The sequence below is a fragment of the Luminiphilus syltensis NOR5-1B genome (assembly GCF_000158175.1).
GTDB lineage: Bacteria > Pseudomonadota > Gammaproteobacteria > Pseudomonadales > Halieaceae > Luminiphilus > Luminiphilus syltensis.
Genome location: NZ_DS999411.1, coordinates 1,618,820 through 1,630,938 on the forward strand (window position 1 = coordinate 1,618,820; position 12,119 = coordinate 1,630,938).

Consider the following 12,119-nt stretch of genomic DNA (forward strand, 5'->3'; position numbering starts at 1 on the left):
GTTCCCTAGTGACGGAAGTGGCGCATACCGGTGAAGACCATGGCCATGTTGGCCTCATCTGCAGCGGCGATAACCTCTTCGTCCCGAATTGATCCTCCGGGTTGAATAACCGCGGCAATGCCGCGCTCAGCCGCATTGTCGATACCATCACGAAAAGGAAAAAAGGCATCCGACGCCATTACCGCACCCTGCACAGGAAGCCCCGCATGCTCGGCTTTGATCGCTGCAATTCTCGCTGAGTTGACCCGGGACATCTGGCCCGCACCGACACCAATGGTGCGGCCGGCGTCGCCGTAGACAATGGCATTCGATTTTACGAACTTCGCGACTTTCCAGCTGAACAGTAAATCTTTCCACTCGCTGTCGGTGGGCTCTCGGCGAGTCACCACCTTGAGGTCCTCCCGGGTGATCCGTCCATCGTCGCGATCCTGAACTAGGAGGCCGCCATTGACCCGCTTGAAGTCCTTTGCAGGAATCGGTGACTGCCAATAACCCGTCTGTAAGACCCGAATATTCTTTTTCTCCGCAAGCGCAGCCAGTGCCGACTCGGAAATCTCGGGCGCAATAATGACTTCGACAAACTGTCGCTCGGCGATGGCGCTGGCCGTCGGTCCATCGAGCGCTCGGTTGAATGCAATAACGCCGCCGAAAGCGGATTCCGGGTCGGTGGCAAAGGCAAGATCGTAGGCCGCTGCAATGGTCTCCGCGCTGGCGACCCCGCAGGGGTTGGCGTGTTTCACAATGACACAGGTAGGCTCATCGAACGCTTTTACGCACTCCAGTGCGGCATCGGTATCCGCCACATTGTTGTAAGACAGGGCCTTGCCCTGTAGTTGCTCGGCTGTCGATATTCCAATTTCTTTGGGTGCTGCTTCGCGATAAAACGCGGCCTCCTGATGGGGGTTTTCGCCGTATCGCATCTCTTGCACTTTGTGCAGCTGAAGGTTGAAGGTGCGAGGAAAGGCGTCGCTGCCCCCGTCAACGAGTCTTCCAAAATGGTTGGCGATGGCGCCGTCGTAGTGGGCGGTGTGTTCGAAGGCCTTAATGGCCAGCTCAAAGCGGGTTTTCTGGGTGGTGTGGCCGTCGTGATTTTCCAGCTCCTCCAACAGGCAATGATAGTCCGAAGCGTCGACCACAATCGTCACATCCCGGTGGTTTTTAGCCGCTGCTCTGACCATGGTGGGACCACCAATGTCGATATTCTCGATCGCGTCTTCGAGGGTGCAGCCCTCACGTGCAACGGTCGCCTCAAAGGGGTAAAGGTTCACTACAACGAGATCGATGGGGGCGATGCCATACTCCGACATTACGGCGTCATCGGTGCCTCGTCGACCGAGCACGCCGCCATGTATTTTGGGATGCAGTGTTTTTACCCGGCCATCCATCATCTCGGGGAAGCCCGTGTGATCGGATACTTCGGTTACTGTGACGCCGGAGTCGGCGAGTAGTCGACAGGTACCACCGGTAGAGAGTATTTCCACGCCGCGCTCAACGAGGGCCTTGGCGAGCTCGATAACGCCGGTTTTGTCGGACACGCTGATTAAGGCACGGCGGACGGGAGCGAGGTGCTCGGTCATGATCTATTCCCTGGTTTTTCGTGGTTTCGGTTGGTCGATGAGTTGGTACTGGCGAAGCTTCTTGCGCAACGTTCCGCGGCTTAGCCCCAGCATTTCTGCCGCCCGACATTGATTATTGCTCACGTAGGCCATTACTTCGGCAAGCAATGGTTCCTCAACCTGAGCGATGACGAGGGCAAAGACATCCGTTGGCTGCTCGCCATCCAAAGTCTCCAGATACGCTTTTATGGCCTTTTGGGCGCTGTCGCGAAGCGGTGTCGGCAGTGATTTTTTCTTTTTGGGCACTATTGAATCACGCGGGCTCAGGCGGCCAGCGATATTATCCTTGGGGTTCGGTGGTTAAAGTGCTGAATGTGGGCCAGGTGTTCCAGTTGGTCTTTGTAGTGATCCAGCCGATTAAACTGTTGCTTCCAGCGGCGCGCGGTCGTGGGCTCGTTGGTAAACCAGCCGTCGGCAAACCATCCCACATGCTTGCGCGCGATCTTGGTGCCCATAAACTCGCCGTAAAAGGCAATGAGTTCGAGCAGATGACCCTGAATAATCTGGACCTGCGTTTCTGGTGATGGTGCGGCAGTGCTTTGACCCCGAAGTGCGCGAGCGATCATACCGGGTAGCCAGGGTTGTCCCTGCGCACCACGACCAATCATGACACCCGCAGCACCCGTGGTCTCGAGCACGCGCCTTGCCCTGGTAATGGAGTTGATGTCGCCATTGGCGAGGACCGGAATAGTCACCGCGTCAACGATTTGCTCGATGGTGTGGTATTCGGCATCCCCTGCGAATTTATCGGCGCGGGTACGACCGTGGACGGCGAGCATTTGTACGCCCGCGTCCTCCGCTATCTTGGCGATACGCACCCCATTTCGCCGCGATCGATCGAGGCCGGTGCGAATTTTCAGGGTAACGGGAACGGAAACGGTGGAGACGACCGCCTCCAGAATAGCGGTAACAAGGGCCTCGTCACCCAGCAGCGCGGATCCAGCCGCCTTTTTGCACACCTTTTTGGCCGGACAACCCATGTTGATGTCGATAATATCTGCACCGTCTTTGGCATTGCGAAGGGCGGCTGCGGCCATTCGCTCGGGGTCGTTGCCAACGATCTGGACCGACCTCAGGGCTGCCCTCGGACTGTGTTCGCGGCGCAATCGGGTCTTTCGCGACTGCGCCAGTTCTGGATCGTCGCTAATCATTTCGCTAACCGCCATTGCGGCGCCCAGGTCGAGACACAGTTCCCGGAAAGGTCTGTCGGTTACGCCCGCCATGGGCGCGACAACGACGTTGTTTGGTAGGGTATGGTGCCCGATTTTCAGCATGGTGGGGTCGAATTGACAGGGGCCCGAGAGTCTACTCCAGTGCCCCAGATCAGAGAAGGGGTTGGGCAAAATTTATCCACGCCGCTGGGGGCAATTCCCCGGGTATTCGCCGTGAGTGGGCTGCAATTGCGCAAGGGCCACCTGCGAGCCCGGGGTCTTCTGCCCATCAACGGTGTAAGCATCGCAGAACGCCAGGCGGCGGTGGCTAGCTGCCAGGGCGCTGCGTACGACCCATAGTGGGCGAAATTGCAGCTATCGTCGTTGAAAAATCGCAAAAATACCGGTTTAGCGCAAAAGATTGGACAACGCCATGGCTAGGGGTGACACTCGGCCTATAGGATAATAATTAACCGACCGTTTTGGCTTTGGATTGTTGTGCAATGGCGGATGTTTTGCTGATACATGGCCCCAACCTGAATTTACTGGGTTCCCGCGAGCCCGAGATTTACGGTCATGAAAATCTCGACGACATCAACAGGCGGTTGGTGGATCGGGCGACGACGGCGGGATGTGAACTGACGGCAGTGCAAAGCAATGCCGAGCACGAATTGATCGAGGCGGTGCATACGGCTCGAGACGATGGCGTGCGCTTCATCATCATAAACCCGGGTGCGTTCACCCATACCAGCATCGCATTGCGCGATGCGCTTGCTGGTGTCGATATTCCTTTTATGGAAATCCATATTTCCAATGTGCACGCTCGAGAGTCTTTTCGACAGCACAGTTATTTTTCCGACATTGCCGTCGGCGTGATTTGTGGTCTGGGTACCTTTGGCTACGACTGCGCGCTGGAAGCGGTACTGAATCATTTAGCAAACCAGTCGATGGACGAGTGAGGCCACCATGGATATCCGTAAGGTCAAAAAACTGATTGAATTGCTCGAGGAGTCGAACATTGACGAAATCGAGATCAAAGAAGGCGAAGAGTCGGTCCGTATCAGTCGAAACGGTGCCGGGTCTCCGGCGCCAATCCACTACGCGCCACCGCCACCGCCACCGGCCGCTGTAGCCGCGGCTCCGGTACCTGCCGCAGCAGCGGCCCCGTCATCTGTCGAGGCCGCGTCTCCGGACGCAGCGGCTGAGGGCCACGGTGTTCTGTCGCCGATGGTGGGAACGTTCTATAACTCGCCAAGCCCGGACGCGCCCGCCTTCGTGAAAGTCGGTCAGGAAGTCGCAGTGGGGGATGTGCTGTGTATCGTCGAGGCGATGAAGATGATGAATCAAATCGAAGCGGATCGCGCGGGAACGATTACGGCAATACATGCCGAGGATGGGGAGCCGGTCGAGTTTGACCAGCGGCTGTTCACGATTGCCTGAACATAGGATGACGGTCGCCATGACCGCTTCCCGTAAAGAGGATTTGATCCATGCTTGAAAAGGTGTTGATTGCCAATCGTGGCGAAATTGCGCTGCGTGTACTGCGTGCCTGTAAAGAGCTCGGTATCCAAACGGTCGCGGTGCATTCGGTACCCGACCGTGAGCTTAAACATGTGCGGCTGGCCGATGAAGTGGTATGCATCGGACCTGCCTCGTCGGCCAAGAGCTATTTGAACGTACCCGCCATCATCAGTGCGGCAGAAGTGACCAATGCGGATAGCATCCATCCGGGCTACGGTTTCCTGTCTGAAAATGCCGATTTCGCCGATCAGGTCGAAAAAAGTGGCTTCAAGTTTATTGGTCCGACGGGGGATACCATCCGTCTGATGGGGGACAAAGTCTCGGCCAAGCAGACCATGGAGAAAAGTGGTGTGCCTACCGTGCCGGGTTCCGCCGGAGCGCTACCCGATGATCCTGATGCGGTGTTGAAAATCGCCCGGGAAATTGGCTACCCGGTGATTGTTAAGGCGGCCGCGGGCGGTGGTGGTCGCGGTATGCGCGTGGTTCATAACGAAGAGGTGCTGCTCAGCTCCATTCAGGTCACTCAGTCGGAAGCTGCCGCCGCCTTCGGTTCTCCCGTCGTGTATATGGAGAAATTCCTGCAGCGGCCGCGCCATGTCGAGATTCAAGTGCTGGCTGACGGGCAGGGCAATGCCGTACATCTCGGTGATCGCGATTGCTCGCTGCAGCGACGCCATCAAAAAGTAATCGAAGAAGCCCCCGCGCCCGGTATTCCCCCTGAGGTTCGCGATGAAATCGGAGAGGCCTGCGTGCAGGCCTGTCTGACGATGGGTTATCGCGGGGCGGGGACGTTCGAGTTTTTGTACGAGGACGGTGGCTTCTATTTCATTGAAATGAACACACGGGTTCAGGTTGAGCACCCGGTCACCGAGCTGATTACCGGTGTGGACATCGTTCGCGAGCAGCTGCTGATCGCCGGTGGCGAAAAACTCTCGTTTTCCCAGTCCGATGTCCAGTTCCGGGGGCATGCATTCGAGTGCCGTCTCAACGCCGAAGACCCGAAAACCTTTATGCCGTCGCCCGGTCGAGTGAATAAATTCCACATCCCCGGGGGGCATGGGGTCCGCGTCGATTCCCACGTTTACAGTGGTTACACGGTTCCACCCCATTACGATAGTTTGATCGGCAAGTTGATTACCCATGGCCACGATCGGGAGTCGGCACTGGCGAAGATGCGCCAGGCACTCGATGAGCTGGTCGTCGAGGGTATTCGCACCAACGCGCCGTTACATCAAACGCTGGTCGTCGATCCCTCGTTCCAGGCAGGTGGTGTGAGTATCCATTACCTGGAAAGCAAGCTGGAAAGCGAGATGTGACAGACACGACATGGCAGGAGCTTCGCTTCGATACCGTTGGCCCGTCGGTTGACGCGTTAGAGGACTATCTCTTTTCCTGCGGTGCCGCCGCGGTGACCCTGCGCGATAATGCGGATCAGCCCTTGCTGGAGCCCGGCCCCGGTGAGACGCCTATCTGGGATAACGTTTGTGTCATTGCCCTGTTCCCATCGGGGACTCCCGTCGCCGATGTGCTCGCCGGTGTGCCCCGAGAACTGGTTAATCGCATAGACACCACCGTCACTGAGGTAGAGGATCAGGACTGGGAGCGCGCGTGGATGGACAGCTTCCACCCGATGAAAATGGGCGATCGTTTGTGGATCTGCCCCAGTTGGACCGCCCCCCCCGAGCCCGAGGCCGTCAATATTCTGCTCGACCCCGGACTGGCGTTCGGCACGGGCACCCACCCGACGACCGCCATGTGCCTCGGGGCACTGGATAAGATTATTCAGCCCGGCATGCGTGTTGTGGATTACGGGTGTGGTACCGGTATTTTGGCCATCGCCGCACTGAAACTGGGTGCGACGAGGGCGCTGGGCGTCGATAACGATCCCCAGGCACTGACCGCCAGCCATCAGAACGCAGAGCGAAACCATGTCGACCCCGATAGGTTTGCGATCGTTGCACCCAATGATGCCGCTATCGATCAATGGCGCGGTCAGAGCGATCTGGTGGTGGCCAATATTCTTGCAGGGCCGCTGGCAGAGCTGGCTCCGCTACTGTGTGATCTGCTCAAACCTGGCGGGCGTTTATTGCTGGCGGGGTTGTTGGATCACCAGATGACTGCATTGATTGACCACTATCAACCCTGGTTGACGCTGGCTTCGGAGAATGACCTCGAAGAGTGGGTCTTGCTGGGCGGAATGACCCGCCCCTGAGCGAGGTCAGCCCTGCTCCAGTAGCCCACTGAGGTCGATGAGGGCCGCATTGGCGCGGGAGATATACGACGCCATCACGAGGGAGTGATTGGCCCAAAGTCCGAAGCCCGAACCGTTCAGAATCATCGGGCTCCAGATGAATCCCTGGGTCGCTTCCAGTTCGCGCACGATCTGACGCAGGCTCACCACCGCATTTTTCTTTTCCAGGACCTGGGCGAAATCGATTTCTGCCGCCTTGAGAAAATGAATCAATGCCCACGCCGCGCCTCGACTCTCGTAAAAGATATCGTCGACTTTGCTCCAGGGAGTGCGCACTTCCATTTCAGTGGGTTCAGCCGTGGACTGGGTTGCATCGGGATCACCCGCCAGATCGGTATTCAATCGGCGTTGCCCGACACTGGCAGACAACCGCTGCGACAGGCTGCCGAGGCGCTTCTCCACCATACTGAGCCAGAAGTTCAAGTTATCCGCGCGGGCATAGAACTGCGAACTGCCATCACCCCGTAATGGCAGCCGTTCAAAATACGCCTGAAGATAGCGTTGCGCATCGAGATACTCGCTTTCCGAGGCGGGGAGCACCCAGTTATCGGACTGAAAGTTTATTCTGGGTTCGGCCAGTGTCAGATCTACGTCTTCGCTGGACTGGGATTGCGAGCGGCTGAGCACTTCTCGCAGCGCCCTCGCCAGGTCACGTGACTGAATCAGCACGCCGTATTCCCACTGCGGCATGTTATCCATGACAACGCCCGGGGGGAACAGGTCGTTGTGGGTGTAGCCACCGGGTTTGTTCAGTAAGGTATCTATCACGCCGATGAGGGTAGCCGTGGTCGCCGTTCCCGGCACTATGGCCTGATCATTGGCTGCTGATCGAGCCTGTGCATTCTCGCGAATATCGAATGGGGCCGGGGGCAAGCTCCACCATATTCCCAAGCCTATGATAACGATGAGATAGATAACGGCGAGGGTTGAAAGCCAGCGCCAGTTGCGACCATCATCGCCAGCGATTCCGGAGAGCGCCAGCGAATCCGATAGGTTGCTGAAAAAATCCTTGATGGTGTCAACAAAGCGCATCAGCGGTATCCCGTGTGACGGTGTGGCCTAGTTGGGTCGATGATAACCCCAGTTCATTGCGGTGCCGAGCGACTCACTGGAACGTCGGTACAGAATTGATCCGAACCATCCGTGATGAGGCATATTGATACGCGCTCGGATTCTGACGGCATTCTTTGGATACCCATGAGCATCAGGTGCGCTCCACCGGGCACCAGGTCAAACGCCTTACCTGGCTCCAGCACCACTTTCTCCAAGGGTACCATGGTGACCTGCCCCCCCTCTGTCTTGCTCATGTGCATCTCGGTCGATGCTGCGATAGGGCTCATGGCATCGGTGATCACAATCGTTTTCTTGCCGGTATTGGTTAACGTTCCGTAGCCTGCGGTCATGGCCTGACCGGGCGGCATGGCCCGGACCCACGCGTTGCTGAAGGTCACGTCCGCGGCCAGAACTGAAGCTGCAAAAATGCCTGATAGCACCGTTATTAGCAGTAGGGTCAATGGCTGATGGCTTGATGTTTTCATTGAGGCTCTTTTAGGGCGGGAGTTGAGCGGCGGCCAACGCGTCACGAACCAGCTGTTTGGTAAGAAGCTGAGGCAATAGGGTGGGCTGACCCCCATCCGCGGGATACATGACATACAGGGGAATGCCGTTACGGCCGTGGCTGTTGACGAAATTACCGATGTCGACGTCGTAGTTGGTCCAGTCCGCGATCATATAAACCACCCCTGAGCGTTCGAACGCGTCGCGAATATCGTCGGTAAACAAAACTGCCTGCTCGTTGGCGAGGCAGGTGATGCACCAATCGGCCGTCACATCGACAAAAACAGCCCGACCCTCGTCCCGCAGTCCCGCCAGGGTACTGGGCGACCAGGCGACAGTACCCTCGAGGCGCGCCGAGGTTTGGCTGGGTGCGGTGCCGCGAAGGGTTCCCAGCGCCACAGCGAGCACGATGAAGCCTATACCGAGCAAACGGCGGAGCCCGTGACCAGAGAGCAGGAAAAGCCCTAGCGCCAGCGTTACCAGCCCCGCCAGCGCGAGCGCCATGGTATCCACCCCGGCCTGTTTTCCGGCGACCCACAATAGCCAGACGGCCGTACCGTACAGCGGGAATGCGAGCAGTGACTTCAGGGTATCCATCCACTTGCCGGGCTTCGGCAGCGCGTTGCGCGCGTGGGCGCTGTAGCTCAGCAGCACCATTGGCGATGCCATGCCGGCACCCAGCGCGACGAAGACCAGCAGCGCAATGGCAGTCGGCTGTGTTAACGCAAATCCAAGCGCGGAGCCCATAAACGGAGCGGTGCAGGGGCTGGCGACCACGACGGCTAGTACACCGGTGAAGAAGCTACCGCGAGAGCCCCCTTGTCCTGCCAGTGTACTGCCCGCATTCATCAGGCCCGTACCAAATTCCACGAGGCCAGAGAGTGATAGCGCCATTGCCGTGAACAGATAGGCCAGCGCGATAACAAAACCCGGTGACTGGAGCTGAAAACCCCAGCCAATCGCCTGGCCAGTATTTTGCAGAGTGATTAGGACGGCAGCGACGAAAACAAAACTGGCGACCACGCCGCTGAAGTAAATCCACGCCTGGCGATGATGCTTTTGCGGATCACCGGTGGCGAAGCTCAGCACTTTGAGCGACAGAATCGGGAACACACAGGGCATCGCATTCAAAATGATACCCCCGAGAAAGGCGAACAGCAGTGCCGTCCACAGCGTAACCCCTGTCGTTGTACCGCTGCTCTGTGTGGCCACTTCGACGATTGCCCTGGGTTCGGGTCGTGGGTCGTCGTAGCCCGAATCAACCACCCCGGCCTGAGGATTGACGGTAAATACCTCGGTTTGGGGTGGATAACACAAACCGGCATCGGCACACCCCTGCGATGTCACCGATAGTTTGGCAGTACCAAAAGGGCGATCGGCAGCAAAGGCGAGATTGGCATCGATGTAATACACCTCGACATCGCCAAAATAGTCATCGGTTTTTGCAATGGCCGGCGGAAAGTCGATTTCCCCCGTGACTACGCCAGTCTCGTCCTCGAGGACGACCTTGAAGCGGTGTTTGTACAGGTAGTAGTCATCGGCGATCTGCCACACCAGGCGCAGTTGCTGCGGCCCCTCGATTTCGACGGCGAGTTGGTAGGCTTCGTCGACGGGTAGGAACGGGTTTTGCTGTTCTGACAGCGCAGCGAGGCCCCCACTCTGTGCCGTGGAGACCACACTGGCGAGCACCAGGCCGAGTCCAACGACCCAACAGGCAAAAGCGTGCAACAGTTTATTCATGATGGGCATTGTAGTCGGATTCGCAGGGCTCACTAGTGACACAGACGCGGGTGCAGGGGCGTCGGCGTATCAGTCCTGGCGATAGCGAAGCCGGGTTCCCGTATTCAGCGATAGCCTGATTTCCTCAGGGCTCAAGGCGTCGGGGAAGTAGACGCCGGATACTTTGGCATCCATCAGGCTCGCGCCCTCGAGATTGGTTTCCCGAAAATCAATGCCGCTGAGGTCAGAGTTGCGGAAATACGCATTGGAGAAATCAAGCCCTCGCGCATTCAGTCGGCGCAGATCTCGACCGCGGTAGTCGCCGCCGGCAAGTTGCCCGGTGTCCATGCTGTCCCGGTTCGCGTTAAAGGCATCGACGTCTTCAGTCCGCAACATCTGGTATAGCGGATCGTTTTTTATCTGGGGTTTGCTGACCTTGTTGTTCATGTTCTCACTCCTGTTCGGTTATCAGTGGGGTTTATGAAACTGTTGGTGTCACTGACTAATCACCGAAAAATTCCTGTCGCAGCGCGCGATAACCCTCGGGTGCCAGTCGAGGGCCGTAATATTTGACCACTTCGCCGGCTGCGCGAACGGCGAATTGAGTGGCGCGAGCATAGTCCTCGCCCCGGTAGAGCGCGTACATGAAAGCGCCCGCAAACATGTCGCCGGCACCATTGGTATTGACGGCGTCGACCTTGTGCGCGGGGACATCGACCAAATGGTTGCCGTCAAAAGCCAAAGCGCCCCGTGCCCCGCGGGTGACCACAAAGGTTTTTGCAACCGCCTTGATGGCTTCCATGGCGGTTTCCAGATCCTCGGTATTACCCCACTCGAGTGCCTCGGCCTCATTGCAGAAGATCATATCGAGTCCATCGCCAATAATGGCGGCCATTTGATCGCGAAAGTGGGCAACCATGCCGGGATCTGAAAAGCTCAACGCTGTTTTTACCCCATGTTCCTGGGCAATTTCTCGGGTTCGCACGGCGGCTTCGTGACCGGTCGGTGAAGTCACCAGATAGCCCTCCAGATAGGTCCAGTGCGAGGCAATCAAGGCGTCGCGATCAATCTCGTTGACGGACAGGGTTTCGGAGGTGCCGAGAAACGTATTCATGCTGCGCTCGGCATCGGGCGTGATGAGTACCAGGCATTTGCCGGTAGTGCCCGGCTGACGCTTGTCGTCAAGGCCGTGGCCGACACCCGATTGGAGCAAGTCGTTGAGATAGATGTCGCCATCCTCATCTTCAGCGACCTTGCAGCTCATAAACGTAGGCGCACCGAATAGGGCTGAAGCAATCATGCTGTTGCCGGCGCTGCCGCCAGAAGCGTGATTGGCGCGTATGAGATGATCAGATAAATGGCCCAGCAACTCCGCCTGGCGTGCTTCATCGACCAGCGTCATCATGCCCTTTTCAACGTTCATCGCCTCAAGGTCATCGTCGTTGACCTCAATCTCAGTGTCGACCAATGCCGCGCCGATGGCGTAGGCCATATAGTGGTTCAAAATTGTGCTCCAGATAAAACCGGAATTATCCCGCATCCTGCTGCAAAAAGCAGTTGTGTATTGCCAATTTTCGTCTTGATCCGCAGCGGCGATTGGCTTTTAGCGCACACGTTATCGAGTTTGCCTTGGCAGGTGGTCTGGGGGCAGGAGTTCGCTCCGTGTAAACTCAGCGCCTGTCCAGATGAAGGTGGTTTGCCTGTTCCTATGTCGTTAAACATCGAGCAACTTGAGCAACGGCTGCGGCGACACCCCAAGCCAAGACAGGATCATGGTCCTGCAAAGCGGCAGGCGGCGGTTGCGTTGCCGCTGCTGGAGGGCAGACGCGGCCCGGAGCTGGCGATGATTCAGCGGGCGCGTCGCGTCGGTGATCCCTGGTCCGGACATATGGGGTTTCCCGGCGGTCGAAGAGACGCCGGTGACGCCAGTGAGCTGGCCTGCGCCATCCGGGAGACCCGCGAGGAAATTGGGGTCGATCTTGAAGCCTGTGCAAAACTGTTGTGTGAGCTGAGCGATGTGGATACCGGGTGGCGCAAGGATCGACCCGAGTTGCTGGTGAGTCCGTTTGTTTTCCGGCTCGCGGTCCTGCCCGAACTGACTCTGAACCACGAGGTGGATGCGGTGGTTCAGATACCACTGGCGTTTTTTCTCGATAAGGGCAACCGGGTGCCGCATCACTGGGAATGGCGGGGCACTCGATTAAGCAGTGACAGTTATCTCTATCGGGGGCACCGCATCTGGGGACTGTCACTCAGAATGATCGACGAGTTACTCGAAGCGGCCCAGCGCTAGTTGGGCTGGCG

At 57.8% G+C, this 12,119-nt stretch carries 13 protein-coding genes; 5 read left to right on the forward strand and 8 right to left on the reverse strand.

Features of this window, described 5'->3' with window-relative positions; genetic code table 11:
* Positions 1-5: 5 nt before the first annotated feature.
* The 3 genes from purH to dusB are packed head-to-tail and all read right to left on the reverse strand — an operon-like array spanning position 6 to position 2,890.
* Positions 6-1,577 (reverse strand): bifunctional phosphoribosylaminoimidazolecarboxamide formyltransferase/IMP cyclohydrolase, encoded by a 1,572-nt coding sequence (purH, locus tag NOR51B_RS07205; protein WP_040481906.1) that lies wholly within the window; start codon positions 1,575-1,577, stop codon positions 6-8.
* Positions 1,578-1,580: 3 nt separating this feature from the next.
* Positions 1,581-1,862, reverse strand: coding sequence for a DNA-binding transcriptional regulator Fis (fis, locus tag NOR51B_RS07210; RefSeq protein WP_009019387.1), 282 nt, complete (start codon positions 1,860-1,862; stop codon positions 1,581-1,583).
* Positions 1,863-1,879: 17 nt separating this feature from the next.
* On the reverse strand, positions 1,880-2,890 hold the full coding sequence (gene dusB / locus NOR51B_RS07215) for a tRNA dihydrouridine synthase DusB (RefSeq protein ID WP_040481907.1): 1,011 nt from the start codon (positions 2,888-2,890) through the stop codon (positions 1,880-1,882).
* A 380-nt stretch (positions 2,891-3,270) separates the two neighbouring features.
* On the opposite strand from dusB, the gene aroQ reads away from it, so the two are divergent.
* The 4 genes from aroQ to prmA are packed head-to-tail and all read left to right on the forward strand — an operon-like array spanning position 3,271 to position 6,500.
* Complete coding sequence (gene aroQ / locus NOR51B_RS07220; RefSeq protein ID WP_009020687.1) at positions 3,271-3,726, forward strand: type II 3-dehydroquinate dehydratase; 456 nt, start codon at positions 3,271-3,273, stop codon at positions 3,724-3,726.
* 7 nt (positions 3,727-3,733) lie between these two features.
* Entirely contained in the window at positions 3,734-4,207 is a 474-nt protein-coding gene (gene accB / locus NOR51B_RS07225) for an acetyl-CoA carboxylase biotin carboxyl carrier protein (RefSeq protein ID WP_009019005.1), read from the forward strand.
* Positions 4,208-4,257: 50 nt separating this feature from the next.
* Positions 4,258-5,604 carry an acetyl-CoA carboxylase biotin carboxylase subunit gene (gene accC / locus NOR51B_RS07230; RefSeq protein WP_009019590.1) on the forward strand — a complete coding sequence of 449 codons (1,347 nt, stop codon included), beginning with the start codon at positions 4,258-4,260 and terminating at the stop codon, positions 5,602-5,604.
* Positions 5,601-6,500: a 50S ribosomal protein L11 methyltransferase gene (gene prmA / locus NOR51B_RS07235; RefSeq protein WP_009021438.1), complete on the forward strand. Its 900-nt coding sequence runs from the start codon at positions 5,601-5,603 to the stop codon at positions 6,498-6,500. The genes accC and prmA overlap by 4 nt, the downstream gene beginning before the upstream one ends.
* Before the next feature lie 6 nt (positions 6,501-6,506).
* Here prmA and NOR51B_RS07240 read toward each other — a convergent pair whose 3' ends face one another.
* The 5 genes from NOR51B_RS07240 to NOR51B_RS07260 form a co-directional block, all read right to left on the reverse strand.
* Complete coding sequence (locus tag NOR51B_RS07240; protein ID WP_009020263.1) at positions 6,507-7,571, reverse strand: DUF2333 family protein; 1,065 nt, start codon at positions 7,569-7,571, stop codon at positions 6,507-6,509.
* A gap of 53 nt (positions 7,572-7,624) precedes the next feature.
* Complete coding sequence (locus NOR51B_RS07245; RefSeq protein ID WP_050759436.1) at positions 7,625-8,077, reverse strand: copper chaperone PCu(A)C; 453 nt, start codon at positions 8,075-8,077, stop codon at positions 7,625-7,627.
* 10 nt (positions 8,078-8,087) lie between these two features.
* The gene (locus tag NOR51B_RS07250) at positions 8,088-9,836 is read right to left on the reverse strand and encodes a protein-disulfide reductase DsbD family protein (RefSeq protein WP_230198422.1); all 1,749 of its coding nucleotides are present in this window, start codon (positions 9,834-9,836) and stop codon (positions 8,088-8,090) included.
* Between the two features lie 69 nt (positions 9,837-9,905).
* Positions 9,906-10,262 (reverse strand): pentapeptide repeat-containing protein, encoded by a 357-nt coding sequence (locus NOR51B_RS07255; protein ID WP_009020862.1) that lies wholly within the window; start codon positions 10,260-10,262, stop codon positions 9,906-9,908.
* A gap of 55 nt (positions 10,263-10,317) precedes the next feature.
* Positions 10,318-11,319 (reverse strand): adenosine kinase, encoded by a 1,002-nt coding sequence (locus tag NOR51B_RS07260; protein WP_230198423.1) that lies wholly within the window; start codon positions 11,317-11,319, stop codon positions 10,318-10,320.
* 204 nt (positions 11,320-11,523) lie between these two features.
* Between NOR51B_RS07260 and NOR51B_RS07265 the strand changes: the two genes are divergently transcribed.
* On the forward strand, positions 11,524-12,108 hold the full coding sequence (locus NOR51B_RS07265) for an NUDIX hydrolase (protein WP_009019084.1): 585 nt from the start codon (positions 11,524-11,526) through the stop codon (positions 12,106-12,108).
* Positions 12,109-12,119: the final 11 nt, after the last annotated feature.